General features: G+C 34.9%; 14 protein-coding genes. 7 read left to right on the top strand and 7 right to left on the bottom strand.

Translation table 11 applies throughout. From position 1 onward, the window contains the following. Positions 1-16: 16 nt before the first annotated feature. On the bottom strand, positions 17-559 hold the full coding sequence (locus tag AC0J6S_RS09145) for a heme-binding protein (protein ID WP_474953530.1): 543 nt from the start codon (positions 557-559) through the stop codon (positions 17-19). Between the two features lie 49 nt (positions 560-608). Then, positions 609-1193 (bottom strand): Crp/Fnr family transcriptional regulator, encoded by a 585-nt coding sequence (locus AC0J6S_RS09150; RefSeq protein ID WP_474953531.1) that lies wholly within the window; start codon positions 1191-1193, stop codon positions 609-611. Positions 1194-1565: 372 nt separating this feature from the next. Between AC0J6S_RS09150 and AC0J6S_RS09155 the strand changes: the two genes are divergently transcribed. Next, positions 1566-1943 carry a hypothetical protein gene (locus AC0J6S_RS09155; protein WP_474953532.1) on the top strand — a complete coding sequence of 126 codons (378 nt, stop codon included), beginning with the start codon at positions 1566-1568 and terminating at the stop codon, positions 1941-1943. A gap of 103 nt (positions 1944-2046) precedes the next feature. Here the strand turns inward: AC0J6S_RS09155 and AC0J6S_RS09160 are convergent, their stop codons facing one another. Next, the gene (locus AC0J6S_RS09160; protein WP_474953533.1) at positions 2047-2484 is read right to left on the bottom strand and encodes a DoxX family protein; all 438 of its coding nucleotides are present in this window, start codon (positions 2482-2484) and stop codon (positions 2047-2049) included. 207 nt (positions 2485-2691) lie between these two features. Here AC0J6S_RS09160 and AC0J6S_RS09165 point away from each other — a divergent pair, with 207 nt between their 5' ends. Next, the gene (locus AC0J6S_RS09165; protein ID WP_474953534.1) at positions 2692-3531 is read left to right on the top strand and encodes an alpha/beta hydrolase; all 840 of its coding nucleotides are present in this window, start codon (positions 2692-2694) and stop codon (positions 3529-3531) included. Positions 3532-3766: 235 nt separating this feature from the next. On the opposite strand, the gene AC0J6S_RS09170 is transcribed toward AC0J6S_RS09165, so the two are convergent. From AC0J6S_RS09170 to AC0J6S_RS09180, 3 genes are all read right to left on the bottom strand, one after another. Then, the gene (locus tag AC0J6S_RS09170) at positions 3767-4180 is read right to left on the bottom strand and encodes a DoxX family protein (RefSeq protein WP_474953535.1); all 414 of its coding nucleotides are present in this window, start codon (positions 4178-4180) and stop codon (positions 3767-3769) included. Positions 4181-4268: 88 nt separating this feature from the next. Further along, positions 4269-4709, bottom strand: a complete 441-nt coding sequence (locus tag AC0J6S_RS09175; RefSeq protein ID WP_474953536.1) for a ribosomal maturation YjgA family protein — start codon at positions 4707-4709, stop codon at positions 4269-4271. Between the two features lie 385 nt (positions 4710-5094). Further along, positions 5095-6126 carry a histidine kinase gene (locus tag AC0J6S_RS09180; protein ID WP_114752855.1) on the bottom strand — a complete coding sequence of 344 codons (1032 nt, stop codon included), beginning with the start codon at positions 6124-6126 and terminating at the stop codon, positions 5095-5097. 1220 nt (positions 6127-7346) lie between these two features. On the opposite strand from AC0J6S_RS09180, the gene tgt reads away from it, so the two are divergent. The 5 genes from tgt to dnaB all read left to right on the top strand — a co-directional run bounded on the left by tgt (position 7347) and on the right by dnaB (position 13278). Next, positions 7347-8477, top strand: coding sequence for a tRNA guanosine(34) transglycosylase Tgt (gene tgt / locus AC0J6S_RS09185; RefSeq protein WP_091171344.1), 1131 nt, complete (start codon positions 7347-7349; stop codon positions 8475-8477). A 73-nt stretch (positions 8478-8550) separates the two neighbouring features. Continuing rightward, a complete protein-coding gene (locus AC0J6S_RS09190) occupies positions 8551-9639 on the top strand; it encodes an LptF/LptG family permease (protein ID WP_474953537.1) in 1089 nt (362 codons plus the stop codon). Then, on the top strand, positions 9626-10513 hold the full coding sequence (locus AC0J6S_RS09195; protein ID WP_474953538.1) for a DMT family transporter: 888 nt from the start codon (positions 9626-9628) through the stop codon (positions 10511-10513). The genes AC0J6S_RS09190 and AC0J6S_RS09195 overlap by 14 nt, the downstream gene beginning before the upstream one ends. Before the next feature lie 115 nt (positions 10514-10628). Continuing rightward, entirely contained in the window at positions 10629-11582 is a 954-nt protein-coding gene (locus AC0J6S_RS09200) for an acetyl-CoA carboxylase carboxyltransferase subunit alpha (protein ID WP_474953539.1), read from the top strand. A 151-nt stretch (positions 11583-11733) separates the two neighbouring features. Beyond that, entirely contained in the window at positions 11734-13278 is a 1545-nt protein-coding gene (gene dnaB / locus AC0J6S_RS09205; RefSeq protein ID WP_073350996.1) for a replicative DNA helicase, read from the top strand. Between the two features lie 435 nt (positions 13279-13713). Here dnaB and purL read toward each other — a convergent pair whose 3' ends face one another. Beyond that, positions 13714-17394, bottom strand: coding sequence for a phosphoribosylformylglycinamidine synthase (purL, locus tag AC0J6S_RS09210; RefSeq protein ID WP_474953540.1), 3681 nt, complete (start codon positions 17392-17394; stop codon positions 13714-13716). Between the last annotated feature and the right edge of the window lie 405 nt (positions 17395-17799).

Raw genomic sequence — 17799 nt, forward strand, 5'->3', positions numbered from 1 at the left:
TTGTTTGTGTTTAAAATTAATGTGTTGTGATTTGTGCGGTTGCAATTGCGCCTGATTTAGCGATTAAATCATCGTTTTCAGGACTTCCTCCTCCGGCAACACCAATGCCACCTATGACTTTTCCGTTGTGCCAAAGCGGATAACCACCGCCTAATAATAAAAGTTCCGGCAGTGTAGCTAAATTTTGAGTATCCGGATTCAATTTGGCATTTCTTGACAATAAAAGCGTAGGGGTTTTTGTTGATAATGCGGTGTACGCTTTTCTTCTGGCCGCTTCCGTATTGTGCGGTCCCACTTCGTCGCCACGAGTGAGGATGATAATTTGCCCTGATGCGTCCAATACTGCGATGGTGACTTTTTTTTTCAAGCTTTTTGCGGCTTCGCGGGCTTGTTCTGTAATTTGAAATGCAGTTTTGAGCGTTAGTTGAACGGATTGTGTCGTATAATTTCCTTCCATTTTAGCATTTAAATTGGTAAAATCGGTACTTTTTTTAGTGCTGATTTGTGCCAATGAAAATAATGGAATGAGTAGTACTAATAGACAAGAGTTGATTTTCATGATTAATTTTTTTACAAAATTAAAAACGAGTCGCATGAAAAAGCTTGTCCTATGTCAACGTTTTTAGAGTTTGGATTTTATTCGGCTTAAGGTTGAGGGAGAAATTCCTAAATAGGACGCGGCCAGTTTTATTAGAAACACGCAATAAAAAATGAGGTTGATTTTCAATAATCCATTTTACTTTTTCTAAGGCATCAAATCCCTGAAAACCGTAAATGCGTTTTTGAGCCGTTATAAAACCTAACTCCAGAATCGCTCTGTAAATCAGTCCAAATTCTGGTATTGTTGTTACGAGATAATAAAAGTCCGTTCTGGAAATCACCAATAATTCTGATTTTTCTATCGTTTGCACGTATTCGTAAGCGGGCTGTTGATCAATAAAACTTGGTAAGGCTGTTCCAAAACCGCCTTCAAAAGCAAAAAATCGTGACGTTTCAATTCCTTCTTTATTGATAGTGAAAATTCTGATACAGCCTTTGTTTACAAAATAATACTGTTGGCATATTTCCTCATAACGCACTAAAATTTCATTGCGCTTGGTTTGCATTGGTTTAAAAAAGGAACAGATGAAATCCATTTGTTCATCATTGATTTGTGTTCGGTTACTGATATACTTTTGAAGTAATTCGTACATCTTATTAGGATTTAGTTTTTATATTTTTCGAAAGTAAAGGTACAAACAATAGATTCTTGGCAAAGTAATTCAACATAAAGACGCGAAGCAGGTTGATACAGAAAAACTCAAAATGACTAATGATTAGCGTCAGATTATTCCATGACTTACCTATAATGAACTGGGAATACAGCAGCTTTTTTATTAAAGCCAAGAATCGATTTATTTTTAAAATAGTACAAATGAATTGTGTTAATTAAAAAGTAAATTCAGAACTAATTCCCTTTTTGTCAAAAAAATACGCTAATTTTAAAAGAATAAGTATTTCAACTGTCACTGCATGCTTTTTGACAATTTAATAATACAAATATTAATAAAAATAAATAGAGTATAATGTCAGAGAAAAGTAAAAAACAATTCGGAGTTTGGATGGATTCACATCATGCAACTATTGTAGGTAAAGAAAATGTAGATTCTGGAGATTTCGTAGTTTTAGGACACGAAAAAGAAGAAGGACAGGGTGGAAACTCAAATGAAAACGCGGCAAACAATGCAGAAAGAGATTCACTTCACAAGTTATTCAAAAACATTACTGCGCACATGCAAAATGTGGATGAATTACATGTAACAGGTCCTGGAACTGCTCAAGAACAATTTGTTAAATATTTGAGCGAAACTCCACAATACAAAAATGTAGAGGCTAAACTAAGTACTTCTAATAAAATGAGTGACGAGAGCTTAATTGAATATGTGGCTTCACAATTCAACTAATCTTTTTGAGATAAATGATGATAGGCTGTCCGGAAGGGCAGCCTATCTTGTTTGGTACAGTACCGTTTTGAAATTTAAAAGAAATTCCATTGAACTTTCTTGTTTAATTTTTATTTTTCCTCCATGAATGCCAAGCGCCAGTCGACCATAATGCTACTATAATGAGAAGCGGTTGAAGCGGCAGTCTGAGCCATCTGGCTAAATCTGTATTAAGTCCGAAAGCATTTCTATGTTCGACTAACTGCGCAATATTTCCTGGAAATACAAGAACAAAAAAAGCAGCTACAATCCACCCAACCTGGATGCGATACTTAAATAACAGAATTAGGGATAAACCCAAAGCAATTTCGACAACTCCAGACAGCAGAACCACTAAATCGGCGTTTACAGGAATCCACGGTGGTACTTGTGCTAAAAATTCTGTTCGACTCCAAGTAAGATGACTAATTCCAGCAGTTGTGAGAAATAGTCCTAAAATATAACGGCTTATGTTTTGAGCTAAACTCATTTTTTGGAGATTTTGTGTATTTATAGTGTTCATTTGTAATTATTTTTTAGATAACTGTAGAAATAGATGTTCGAATTTGTTGAAAAAGAAAAATTTTAGCAGCATTAATAAGCGAAAATTTCATAGTAAATATAGGCGTATTAAAGGATATGAAAAGCGTTTTACTAAAGAAAACCACTTTTTAAAGCTAAATTAACTTTCGTATTTTTTTTAAATCTTATATTCGTTAAAAAAATGAATATGCGTTTCTCCTTCTTTATTATCCTCTTATTGAATGCTTTTCTTTTGGTCAACTGCGGTTCCAAAAAAAATACTGATATTTCATATCTCAATTCTACCGATAAAAACACTGCAAAATCGCCACAATTGAATGTTTTTGTGCCCCGAAAATCAACTGCAACGCAAATACCAGTTTTAATTTTTGTTCACGGAGGAAATTGGAACAGTGGCCGGAAAGGTACCTATGATTTACTGGGCAGAAATTTTGCCAGCAAAGGCGTGATTACAGTTATCCCGGATTACACGTTGAGTCCTGATGCTACTTATGATGATATGGCACGGCAAATTGTGTCTGTAATTCAATGGACAAAAAAGAACATCAGCCAGTATAATGGTAATCCCAATTCGATTTATATTACAGGTCATTCGGCAGGCGGCCATCTTGGTGCTTTGGCAGTCATGAATCCAAAATATGGAATTGATTCTGGCACTATTGCCGGAATAATTCTGAATGATGCGGCAGGATTAGACATGAAAAATTATTTAGAGGGAAATCCGCCAACCGAAAAAGATGATTATTTAGCAACTTGGACCTCAAATCCGGAGCAATGGAAAGATGCTTCGCCCATTTATTTTTTAAATAAAAACACGCCCCCTTTTTTAATTTATGTTGGAGACAAAACATATAATTCTATTAAAATTGCTAACAGCCGTTTTGTAACTGCTTTGCAACCTTTCCAACCCGATGTGACACCAATTCGGTTGAATAAAAAGCACGTCCCAATGGTGCTCCAGTATTTTTCACCTTGGAGCAATCGCTTTGATGAAATTATTGCTTTTATGAATTTGCACAATAAGTAAAACTTAATTATCCTTTAGAATTTAATAAAAAAATTGAAACACATAGAAAAATAGAGAATAAGATTTAGCTAGCCCAATTGCTTCGCCTGTTCGCTATCGCTCGGGTCTTGGGTTCACATTGCTTTGGTTTTCTCTAAAAAAGTGAAACGCCTTCCATAATTTTAAATTCTATTTTTCTATGTGTTTAAAAAATTAATTATCTCCAAAGGTTTTGAGCAAGAAGAATTAAGTAAGCTTATTTTTTTAAAATCGCATCAACTGAATATTTACCACTTCCTAGTAAAAACAGTGCGCAATACGATAGTAAATATAGTAATGCAGGTTCCATGGTTCCCAGATCATCATTGATGTGAACAATAAATGCGGCAACAGCCATGGTTATAATAAGGGGAATCAACGCCATTCTGGTCCATAATCCAATTACCAGTAACGCTGAGCATAAAACTTCGGCAAAAACAGTCAAAGCTAATGATGCCGGAACTCCTATACCTATTGGATCACCAAATTCCATGTTGCCATCCATTAACTTCATCAGCTTTGGAATACCATGACTCAACATCAGTAAACCAAATGTTAATCGTAAAATAAGCGAAGCCCAATCTGTTGCACTAGCGGACCATAAACTTGAGGAAAATAATTTTCGAATCATATTTTTTAAGTTTTTAAAATTGTGTTCAGACAAACATAAGATTTTTTCACAAGAATTTGCTGTATGAAATACCGTATTTTAGCGAAAGTCACATCTGGTTATTGATTTTATTCTTTCGTTTTAAATGGAATGTTTCAATGCTAATTATGGTCAGAATTCCAAGAGCGTAGGCAAGCAAATCCATCCAGGCAAATGAATTCCCGAGCACAACTCTTGCAATTTTAGAATGTTGCAGTCCTAGTTTTTCCACCATATTGAAGTACTGTGCGATTTCGATCCCGAATGAAAAAATCAACACAAGACTTGCAGCTACCAAAAACGAAACTTTTATAAAGGATTTCACAAAACAATAGAGTAAAATAACCACCAGAAAATCTCCGAAATACGGTCTTATAAAGTCATCATGAACATACATAGCAATGGCGATTTCTGCGAGGAAAAGTAAAATTGTAAGAGTAAAATAGTTGCGGTTATATTGAAACATCTTGGTGGTTAAATTATTTAGGATTTTATTTTTTAGAGCATTCATTTTTTGTTACTCACTTATTTGTATCGTTTTTTCAACCCGTGACAGTATATTATTTTTATGTGTTTCTTAACTATCTTATGGGTTCATAGCACGTAATCTAATGATTATTAGTGGTTCATAGATAATTTATCGCTACTCACTTTGTAGAAACCTAAGAGTAGTTCGGTTTTTTTTATATTGATTTTTACCATCCTCTAAATTGGGCTTGTGTTAAAAAAAGGATAGCTTTATTATTATTTGTCTGTTGATTTCATGGTAAACGTTCCGGCGCCTTGAGCCGTTTGCGACTTACGAAGACGAGTATTTTCCTTTAAACGAAAATACAATCTAAAAACGGTAATTCCACTAAATTCGCAAATGGTGCAAGGCGTGTGTTATGCACAGTTTATGTTAATGGAAGTATTATTTCAAAGATGTTTTCTTCATATTCACTTCCATTATATTTCATGTTTTTCGAATGATTTGTATCTATTTTTAGATTTAAAATACCTCCATTTAATTCAATAAAATTTTTTATAATATACATTCCTGTTCCACTACCATTAAGACCTAAATAACATGAAAGCTCACCTGAAAAACCTTCATTAAATATTTCATCTAATTCATATTCGTAAATTCTTAGGCTTAACATTTTAAAAGTAATTATTAATTGTTTTGAATTTAATTTGCTAAAAGTTATATTTAGAGTAGAGTGGGGACAAGTATATTTTGTACAATTGTCAATTAAATGAACTAAAGCAACAGTAATAGTTTCATAATCAACATTTACTTCATCGTAGCAATTTTCAATTTCGACAACGACATTGTTTTCTATAAATGAATCCCAAAATGCTGATAAAGTAGCTTTAATTAATCTATGAATTGAATGTGATAACTTTTCTAATTTTTCATTATTAAATTTATAAAGTCTGTCATATACACTTAATTCTGCTTGAATTAATTTGTTATTTTTTATTATTTTTAAAAGTGAACTACTACTTTTACTTACATTTAGAGTTAAGTTACTTTTAATTGTATCGATTTGTGATTTAGTTCCTGACGAATTAGAATATGGGTCTAAAATATTTTCGGATGCTTGTATGCAATGTGCGTTATATTTTTTTAAATTATGTGTTAGTCTATCGGTAATAGTTATAAAATCTTTTGAAAGCTCTATCTTTAAATCTTTGAAAGTTTCTATAAAATCATGCAATAAAATCGCTTTGCTTTTCCAAATTCTTGTAGAATCAACAGCTTCATTTATGCATAATAATACTTCAATATCTCCTTTCTTAAAAACTCCACGCCTTCTGAACTCTTTTTTTTTGTTACAAAAATACTTTTCTGTCTGATTTGGAATTAAATTGTCTAAACAGCAATCATTTAAATCGATATTTTTAACTAATATTTTACCGTTTTCTTTAATAATAAACCTCATGGTGAAACAGAATGTGTTAAAAAAGTTTTTATTATTGTTCCAATTATAGAACCAGACTGAGCTGTTACTTTAAATGCTTTAAGGACCTTATCGGAATCTATTTCACCTTTATTTTGAACTTTTAATAAGTTAGTTTTAATTAAACTTAATTCTAAAAATTCTCCTGTTTCGTCTTTTACAAGTTTTTGAATTCTCTGAATGCATTCTTCGAGAGAAAAAGCTTGATTTGCAAATTTTTCGGTTAATTTTAAAAATTCGTATGTATCCGCATTTTTCCTTATTCGAGCATCAACAATTGATAAGGTATTATCAAAAATATCTCTTTTACCTTCAGAAGAATAAAGGATGACAGCTTTAGATGGATATTTTTCCTTTAATGCTCTTGCTAATCCAAGACCTTCGTCAGGAAAATTTAATTTTTTACCAACACCTTGAATATCAACAAAAAAAATATGAGTTTTTTCTACATCTGCATGGTCAAGATCCTCAATATCTTTAACTCTTGAACATTGTCTCCATCCATTTGTAGAAATTTTTTCTACAACTTCAAATTAGATATCATCTATAAACAAAATTTTAGTTACACGTTTTATATCGTCTAAACTGCGTTGTGGTATATTAGGTTTTTTATAAAACCAATTTAGTATATTCATCTATTTATTTGTTTTTATCGTTTTTGATTAAATTGTGCATAACTTGATTATAGTCGAAACAAACCTTCGTATATACACCCAAATATGGGTAGATAGGCGAAGGTTTGTTTCGCTTTATTGATTTTCAAATATATTAAAATTTTCTTACAAATCATCAAAAGGTATTTTATTTAATAAGGTGCTTTTTTGAATAATAATATTAAGATTTTAGTTGTTGTTAAACCAAATATCGCGTGATGGATTACTTCACTTTTTTGATATTTTTCATAGGAGTTCAGTGAACTTCGTTTGTAGTGGAAATCCTTTTATGAAGCGCAGCGGAGTAAAAGATTGCAACGAATAGCCCAACCTTTTTAGGGCACGCCCAAGCCTAAGCACTAAATTGTACATGCATTTTTGAACGCTATAATTGTCTCCTTTTTCTCTTAAAAAGTTGGTGTAATTTGATTTTCATTCCTATACCTTTTGGGACACTTTTATACTTTATGAGATGGAAAACATTTTTTTGATGTAGATTTCAAATTAACCTATCTTTGCCAGCCGAACAATCGGGTGAAATACGTTACTATGAAGTTTGATTTATTAAAAAAAGATCCGCAGTCGAAAGCCAGAGCGGGAAGTATTACTACTGATCACGGGGTGATTGAAACTCCAATTTTTATGCCTGTGGGTACCGTAGCTTCGGTAAAAGGAGTGCATCAACGGGAACTGAAAGAAGACATTAACCCGGATATTATCCTGGGAAATACCTACCACTTATATTTACGACCACAAACGGAAATCCTGGAGAAAGCCGGTGGTTTGCATAAATTCATGAACTGGGACCGTAATATTTTGACGGATTCTGGTGGTTACCAAGTGTATTCCCTTTCGGCCAACAGAAAAATCAAGGAAGAAGGAGTGAAGTTCAAATCGCATATTGACGGTTCGTACCACTTTTTTACGCCAGAAAATGTGATGGAAATTCAACGTACAATTGGTGCCGATATTATCATGGCATTTGATGAGTGTACGCCTTATCCGTGTGATTACAACTACGCAAAACGCTCGATGAAAATGACGCATCGTTGGTTAGACCGTTGCATCAATCATTTAGACACGCAACCTGTAAAATACGGATACGATCAAGCTTTTTTTCCAATTGTTCAGGGAAGTTGTTATAAGGATTTGCGTCAGCAATCAGCGGAATATATAGCGAATTCAAATCAAGTAGGAAACGCCATTGGTGGACTATCAGTAGGGGAACCTGCCGAAGAAATGTACGCGATGACCGAAGTGGTTTGCGAAATTTTACCGGAAGACAAACCGCGTTACCTAATGGGCGTGGGAACTCCAATCAATATTTTGGAAAATATTGCCTTGGGAATCGACATGTTTGACTGTGTGATGCCTACGCGTAACGCCAGAAACGGAATGTTGTTTACCGCAAATGGTACAATCAATATCAAAAATAAAAAGTGGGAAGCTGATTTCTCTCCAATTGACGAAATGGCAATCACTTACGTGGATACAGAATACACGAAAGCGTATTTGCGCCACCTTTTTGCTGCTAATGAATACTTGGGAAAACAAATTGCTACGATACACAATCTTGGTTTTTATATGTGGTTGGTTCGTGAAGCCCGAAAACATATATTAGCAGGCGATTTCAGACCTTGGAAAGAAATGATGGTGAAGAATATGAGCCAACGTTTGTAAAATAATTATGAATTATTAATTATGAGTTAGCTTGTAGTTCATAATTCATAACTCATAACTCATAATTTAAAACATGTTAACAATAATAGACAAATACATCCTAAAAAGATATTTAGCCACATTTGCGGTGATGCTGTTGTTGTTTATCCCCATAGGAATCGTTGTGGATGTATCCGAGAAGATCAATAAAATGCTGGAAAATAAAGTTCCGTTTTTAGAGATTGCTCTTTATTACTACAACTTTACGGTTTATTTTGCCAATTCCCTTTTCCCAATATTTTTGTTTCTATCGGTGATTTGGTTTACGTCAAAACTGGCGAACGATACGGAGATTATTGCTATTTTAAGTTCGGGGATTTCATTTACACGCTTTTTGCGACCGTATATTATTGGCGCATCCATCGTTTCAGTTTTTGTATTGTTAATGGGTTTCTTTGTTGTTCCGGCAGCCAGTGAAGGCTTTAATAATTTCAGGTACACGTACTTAAAAGGAGGTGGAAAAGAAGCGATGCGAGGTGATAATACGGATGTGTATCGCCAGATCAATGACAATGAATTCATTTATGTAAACAGTTTCAATACGGAATCTAAAATTGCTTTTAATTTCTCCTTGGAAAAATTTAAGAACGACAAACTCGTTCATAAAATTACGGCCAGCAGAATCAAATGGAATGCAAAGGACAGCACTTATACGATGTATGATTACACGAAAAGAACGGTAGGTGAACTGAATGATAATATTGAAAAGCTGCCGGAAAAGAATGCTGATTTTACCTTTGATTTAGAGGATTTAACGCCTGTAGTATATATTGCGGAAACGTTGAGCTTAGGAAAATTGAATGCTTTTATTGAAAAAGAAAGAGAAAGAGGTTCTTCTAATATCAACGTGTACTTAGTGGTTTTGTATAAAAAATACAGTGTTCCGGTATCGGCATTTATTCTGACCATTATCGCGGTTGCCGTTTCTTCGATGAAGCGTAGAGGCGGAATGGGAACGAATCTGGCCATCGGAATTGCACTGGCTTTTGCCTTTGTGTTTTTTGATAAAATCTTTGGTGTATTAGCCGAAAAATCCAGTATTCCGCCGATGTTAGCCGTTTGGTTGCCCAATATTGCTTTTGGAATTTTAGCCATTTATTTACTACGAAATGCAAAACGATAATTTAAAAAGTTATTTAAACCTCCATTTGATTGTTTTTATTTGGGGTTTTACCGCCATTTTAGGCGCTTTAATCACCATAACCGCAGACGCTTTAGTTTGGTATCGGATGTTTTTTGCAGCTATTTTTTTAGCGCTGTTTTTGGTTTTTAAGAAAAAATCGTTCCAAATTCCTTTAAAGTCGTTCCTTAAATTGATTTTCGTCGGGTTATTGATTGCGTTACATTGGATCTTTTTTTTCAAAGCGATACATGTTTCTAATGTGTCGATAACACTTTCGGTTTTTTCATTGGGCGCTTTTTTCGCGTCTATTTTGGAGCCGCTTTTTTATGGTCGGAAGGTTTTATGGTACGAAGTCTTTTTTGGACTTATCATAATCGCAGGATTGGCGCTGATTATGAAAGTCGAAATCAACTACCTTGACGGAATGTTATATGCTTTGGCATCTATCATATTAGGCGTATTATTCACACTGATGAACGGAAAATTGATTGCGGATCACGATCCTTCGGTAATCTCGTTTTATGAATTTTTGGCGGGTGTTTGTTTCATCTCAATTTACTTTTTATTTCAAGGAAAATTCACATTGGACTTTTTTGTATTGACCTCCAATAATTGGATTTTAATCCTGATTTTAGCCTCGGTTTGTACCGCTTATGCTTTTACTGCATCGGTGAAAGTAATGCAGAAGTTAACGCCATACACGGTCATGCTGACTACAAATTTAGAGCCGGTTTACGGAATCGTATTGGCGTATTTCATCCTTGGCGGAAAAGAAAAAATGAGTTTTGAATTTTACATTGGTGCACTGATAATCGTCATTACGGTTATCCTGAATGGTGCTATTAAACACTATCAAAAGGTCAAAACAGAGTAAGAACCGCCTTCTTTGTTCAAGCAAACTTTTACACATAAATAGAATATTTACCTTTTCGAACGATTTAAAATTTTATATTTGCGGTTCGAAATAAAAACAAAAACGCAAAAATCCTATGGAATATTTAGATTTTGAGCTTCCAATAAAAGAACTAGAAGAACAGTTAGACAAATGTCTCGTTATAGGTCAGGAATCAGATGTTGATGTAACGAATACTTGCAAACAAATCAACAAAAAACTAGAAGAGACTAAAAGAAATATATACAAAAATTTGACTGCTTGGCAGCGTGTTCAGTTATCTCGTCATCCTAGCAGGCCTTATGTACTAGAGCATATCACTAATCTTACTAAAGGGACATTTCTTGAGCTTTTTGGAGATAGAGGGTTTAAAGACGACAAAGCCATGATCGGTGGTTTAGGGCAAATTAATGGACAATCGTTTATGTTTGTAGGTCAGCAAAAGGGGATCAATACTAAAATGCGTCAGTTCCGTAATTTTGGAATGGCCAATCCAGAAGGCTATAGAAAAGCGTTGCGCTTGATGAAAATGGCTGAAAAATTTGGTATTCCAGTAGTCACACTTATTGACACTCCGGGAGCTTATCCAGGATTAGAAGCAGAAGAACGCGGACAAGGAGAAGCTATAGCCAGAAACATATTTGAAATGATTCGCTTAAAAGTACCTATTATCACTGTTATTGTTGGTGAAGGAGCATCTGGTGGTGCATTAGGAATAGGAGTGGGTGACAAAGTTTATATGATGGAAAACACTTGGTATTCCGTTATTTCTCCAGAATCATGCTCGTCTATTTTATGGAAAAGCTGGGAATACAAAGAACAGGCTGCTGAGGCCTTAAAATTGACTTCTGCTGACATGAAAAAACAAAAGTTAGTAGATGATATTATTCCAGAACCTTTAGGTGGAGCACACTATGATCGAGAAACAGCTTTTAAAACTGTGGAGCAATATATCATGAAAGGTTTTAATGAATTGAAAGACTTATCAACAGAACAGTTAATTGCCCAAAGGATGGATAAATACAGCAAAATGGGCGAATATAAAGAGTAAAATCTTACAAGAAACTATTTAATCCGTCTCATCCTAAAACGTAGAATGAGACGGATTTTTTTTGGGTTATAAACAAAAAATAGTTACTTATGAACATTTATTTGTAACAACTCATTACCGATTTTTTTTTAATTTTTGCTACTTTCGCTCTATGGAAAACTTCAGAAATATTAATCCTGTTAAGGTTGATAAAACTACTATTATAAGCCTTGAAAAAGGAAAATTGCAACCGCAGGTTCTCGATTTAGAAGAGGCTGTGCTGGGTGCCATGATGATTGATAAAAAAGGGGTTGATGATGTAATTGACATTCTTCAGCCTGATGCTTTTTATAAAGAAGCACACAAACATATTTTTGAGGCTATCGTGCAACTGTTTACAGAAACGCAGCCTATTGACTTATTAACCGTTTCTGCTCAGCTTAAGAAAAATGCCAAATTAGAATTGGCAGGCGGTGATTTTTACTTAATTCAGCTTACGCAAAAGATATCCTCTTCTGCACACATTGAATTTCACTCCAGAATCATACTTCAAAAATTTATTCAACGCAGTTTGATTCGGATTTCAACAGAAATTATTGAAGATTCGTACGATGAAACTACAGATGTTTTTGATTTATTAGACAGAGCCGAATCTAAATTATACGAGGTTACTCAAGGAAATATCAAACGAAGCTCGGAGACGGCGCAGAGTTTAGTTTTGCAAGCCAAAAAACGAATTGAGGAAATCGCCGGTCAAGAAGGATTGAGTGGTGTTGCCACTGGTTTTGATAAATTAGATAAGATTACTTCTGGTTGGCAACCGAGTGATTTAATTATTATTGCAGCAAGACCCGCCATGGGTAAGACCGCATTCGTATTATCAATGGCTAGAAATATGGCAATTGATTTTGGGATGCCAGTTGCATTATTCTCTTTGGAGATGGCATCCGTTCAGTTAATCACCCGTTTGATTTCTTCGGAAACAGGTTTGTCATCAGAAAAGTTGCGTACCGGAAAATTAGAAAAACACGAATGGGAACAGTTAAGTACTAAAGTTAAAAATTTAGAAAAAGCACCATTATTTATTGATGATACACCTTCGTTATCGATTTTTGATTTACGGGCAAAAGCGAGACGTTTGGTTTCGCAACACGGTATCCGAATCATTATTGTCGATTATTTGCAATTGATGACGGCTGGAGGAAACGGAAAAGGTGGAGGAAATAGAGAGCAGGAGATTTCAACGATTTCCCGAAACTTGAAAGCATTGGCAAAGGAATTAAACGTTCCTGTTATCGCGCTTTCGCAATTGTCGCGTGCGGTAGAAACGCGTGGATCCAGCAAAAGGCCTTTATTATCTGATTTACGTGAATCGGGAGCGATTGAGCAAGATGCCGATATTGTATCTTTTTTATACCGTCCTGAATATTACAAAATTGACGAATGGGATGATGATGAAGCCTCACCAACTGCGGGCCAGGCAGAAATAATGATTGCGAAACACCGTAATGGTAGTATTGAAAACGTGCGATTGAAGTTTATAGGGCATTTAGGAAAATTTGATAATCTGGAAGATTACAGCGGCGGATATGATGATTTACCATCCAGTATGAATCAGGATGATAACCCTTTTATCACTAAAAATTTACCATCTGCCAATGATGCTTTTGGTAGTAATTTGAATGATCCGGATGATGACAGCGACGTTCCTTTTTAGAAATTTAATCATTAGAGGGTCTGTTTAACCAACAAGGTTTTACAGGCTCTATTCTAAAAAAATAAATTTAGGATTATTGTAATTGCTTCACTTGAAGTAAATAATTTTATTAGAGAAAACTAAATTGCTAACAAATATTTTATATTGTTAAGACAAGTTCAAAAATGAGCTAAATTCCTTAAAATATTTGTTCGCAATAAAGTAAAGAGAAGATTTTGAATGTTTGAAATTAAACACAAAAATTTATTATTGGTAGATATATTTTGCAAGAACAAATAGTGATTTTAAAGACCATATGGTTGAGGCTAAACGTTAGGTTGCATTATAGATTTTATGTCTATTAATTTTTTTCCTTTTGTTTTTAAAATTTTTCAATTTTTTGTCATAAAAAAAGCGCTCTTTTTCAAGAACGCTTTTTTAAATTTATACAATAACTTATTTTTTATCAATCCATTTTTTGGCATTGACAAAAGCTTCATGCCAAGGCGAAACTTCATCGTTTCTATCTTTTGGATAATGTGCCCAGTTCCATTGAAATGTAGAACGCTCAATATGTGGCATCATCACTAAATGCCTTCCTGTTGTATCACATAGCATTGCTGTATTGTAATCTGAACCGTTTGGATTTGCAGGATAGCTATCGAAGCCATACTTCCCAACAATATTGTAATTTTCTTCACCCATTGGCAAATTGAATTTTCCTTCTCCATGTGAAACCCAAACTCCAAGTGTACTTCCTGCTAATGAAGAAAGCATCACCGAATTGTTTTCCTGTACGGTTACCGAAGTAAAAATACTTTCGTGTTTATGACTGTCATTATGAAGCATTTTTCCGTGAACTTCATGCTCCGGATTAATCACTTCCAATTCCATGAACAATTGACAACCATTACAGATTCCAACCGATAATGTATCTTCTCTCTTGAAGAAATTGTCTAAAGCGGTTTTTGCTTTTTTATTGTATAAAAATGCTCCGGCCCAACCTTTGGCAGAACCCAATACATCTGAATTGGAGAATCCGCCAACAGCGCCAATGAATTGAATGTCTTCCAGTGTTTCACGACCTGAAATCAAATCGGTCATGTGAACGTCTTTAACATCAAAACCGGCTAAGTACATCGCATTTGCCATCTCACGCTCCGAGTTACTTCCTTTTTCACGGATAACAGCTGCTTTTGGTCGTACTTGAGAAATGTCGATAACTGGTTTTTTTCCTGTAAAATGAGTTGGGAAAGTACAGTGTAATGCTTGATTTTTATAATTGTCAAAACGCGCTTGAGCTGTTCCGTTTTTCGATTGTTTTTGGTCTAATAAAAAAGAAGTTTTAAACCAAATATCTCTATATTCTTTTATATCAAAAGTCGAAAGTCCAAGGTCTAAAGTTGCTTCATTCGTAGCAGTTCCTATTTTATAGAAAGAAACATTATTTGCGTTTAATTTGGATTCCACTTCATCATCCGATTTTGCTTGAATAACAAGTCCAATGTTTTCAGAGAACAGAATTTTTATCAAATCTTTTTCTTCGAATCCCGATGCTTCGGTAGAGAAATCTATTTTTGCTCCCAAATTCACATCGGCAAAACACATTTCTAATAAAGTAGTAATCAAACCACCACTTCCTATATCGTGTCCGGCAAGGATATTGTTTTCTAAAATTAATTCTTGAATCGTATTGAAGGCTCTTTTGAAAAATGCAGCGTCTTTAATTGTTGGCACTTCTTTTCCGATAGTATTCAGCGTTTGTGCAAACGAAGAACCACCTAAATTGAAATCATCTTGCGATAAATTGATGTAATAAATAGAACCGCCATCTTTTTGTAAAACAGGCTCTACTACTTTTCTAATATCGGTACAATTTCCTCCTGCTGAAATTATTACCGTTCCTGGTGCGATTACTTCGTCATTTGGATATTTTTGTTTCATTGAAAGTGAATCTTTTCCAGTTGGAATATTGATTCCCAATTCGATTGCAAAATCGGAACAAGCTTCCACTGCAGCGTATAAACGAGCGTCTTCCCCTTCGTTTTTACACGCCCACATCCAGTTGGCAGAAAGAGAAATTCCATCTAAACCATCTTTTATTGGAGCCCAAACAATGTTTGATAAAGATTCAGCAATAGCAGTTCTTGTTCCTGCCACCGGATCAATTAATGAAGCAATAGGCGAGTGCCCAATTGAAGTTGCAATTCCCTCTATTCCTTGGTAATCCAAGGCCATAACACCACAATTATTCAATGGCAATTGCAATGGGCCTGCACATTGTTGTTTGGCCACTTTACCACCCACACAACGGTCTACTTTATTGGTCAACCAGTCTTTACAAGCAACCGCTTCCAGTTGAAGTACTTGCTCTAAGTAGGTAGAAATGTTTTTCTTGTCGTATACTAAATCAGTATAGTTTCTTTCGATTGTTTTGTCTGTCATAACCACTTTTGGAGAACTTCCAAAAAAGTCTTCCAAGGCAAAATCCATTGGTTTCGCGCCAGTTGATTTTGATTGGAAAGTAAAACGGTGATCTCCGGTAACGTCTCCTACTTGGTACATTGGAGAACGTTCACGGTCAGCAATTTTTTGCAATAAATCGATGTTTTCTTTGGCTATAACCAACCCCATTCGTTCTTGAGATTCGTTACCAATTATTTCTTTAGCCGAAAGGGTAGGATCTCCCACTGGCAATTTGTCTAAATCAATTAATCCGCCCGTTTCTTCCACCAATTCCGAAAGGCAGTTTAAGTGTCCTCCAGCTCCGTGATCGTGAATCGAAACAATTGGATTGATATCACTTTCTACCAAACCGCGAATGGCATTGGCAGCACGTTTTTGCATTTCCGGGTTCGAACGTTGAACGGCATTCAATTCAATTCCTGAACTGAAAGCTCCGGTATCTGCTGAAGAAACTGCAGCTCCACCCATTCCAATTCTATAATTTTCACCACCAAGGATAACAATTTTATCACCTGTTTGTGGTTTTTTCTTAATCGCTTGGTCTAATTTCCCGTAACCAATTCCACCCGCTTGCATAATCACTTTGTCGAAACCTAGTTTGCGAGCGTCTTCTTCGTGTTCGAAAGTCAGGATAGAACCTGTAATTAAAGGTTGTCCAAATTTATTTCCAAAATCAGAAGCTCCGTTTGACGCTTTGATCAAAATATCCATTGGCGTTTGATACAACCATTTTCTTTCGGTCATACCATTTTCCCACGGTCTGTTTTCGGCTAAACGAGAATATGAAGTCATGTAAACAGCCGTTCCTGCCATTGGCAAAGAACCTTGTCCACCTGCTAAACGGTCACGGATTTCTCCACCAGAACCAGTTGCAGCTCCGTTGAAAGGTTCTACCGTTGTTGGGAAATTATGTGTTTCTGCTTTTAATGAAATAACCGAATCAAATTCTTTTACTTCATAAAAATCGGGTTTGTCAGCACTTTTTGGTGCAAATTGTTGTACTCGTGGCCCTTTTACAAAAGCAACGTTGTCCTTGTAAGCAGAAACAATATCGTTCGGGTTTTCCTGAGATGTTTTCTTGATTAATTTGAACAAAGAAGATTCTTTTTCTACTCCGTCAATTATAAATTTTCCGTTGAAAATCTTGTGACGACAGTGTTCTGAATTGGCTTGTGAAAAACCAAAAATCTCAGAATCTGTTAGTTTTCGCCCTAATTTAATCGCTAAATTATCTAAATATTCTACTTCTTCGGGACTCAAAGACAATCCTTCTTTTTGGTTGTAAGCAGCGATATCATCGATGTCCAAAATGGCTTCCGGAAGTACGTTGATAGTAAAAATATCTTGATTTAACTCTGTGTATTTTTGCGAAAGCATCGGATCAAACTCCGAAAAATCAGCTGTTGCTTTATGAAATTCTTCAATTCTAATGATGCCGGATATTCCCATGTTTTGGGTGATTTCCACAGCATTAGTGCTCCAAGGCGTTATCATAGTGGCGCGAGGACCAACAAAAAAATCCGTCAGTACGGATTTTTCTATTTTATTTGAGTCGGCAAAAAGCCAGTTAAGTTTTGAAATGTCTTGAGCCGAAATTTCGACTTCGCTCAATGCGTTTTGCGTTTGTACGGCAAAAACAGTTTTGCTTTGGTTTTCAAAGAAATGGATCATTGTTGTGTAGTTTGTTGTATTGCGGTGCAAATTTAGTCAATTAAGATTAAATTTTAGCATAAATAAAGTTCCTTTTTACTTGTAATTATAATCCTGTAATTTTTCTATTGAGGCAATCATTTAATAACTGCTTCGGAGATTAACTTTTTTAGAAGCAAGTAGGGAAAGATTGAAAAAAAGTTAATTCTCTTTAAGGTCATTTAATGAAAATTCTTGTTTTAAAATTTTAAAATTTTTAGAGCGGCAAAAGAATGAAATTAAAAACTTAATAGTGCTTCATTTTTAGCGCAAGAGGTCCCTAAGTAGCAAAGCATTTTTAGGTTAAGATGCTTTATTTAATTATTTTTGCTACTGATAGGATACAATTCAGGATTATAGCTACTACTCAAAGATAGTTTCCTCGTA

Source organism: Flavobacterium sp. TS_SC_5, assembly GCF_056156265.1.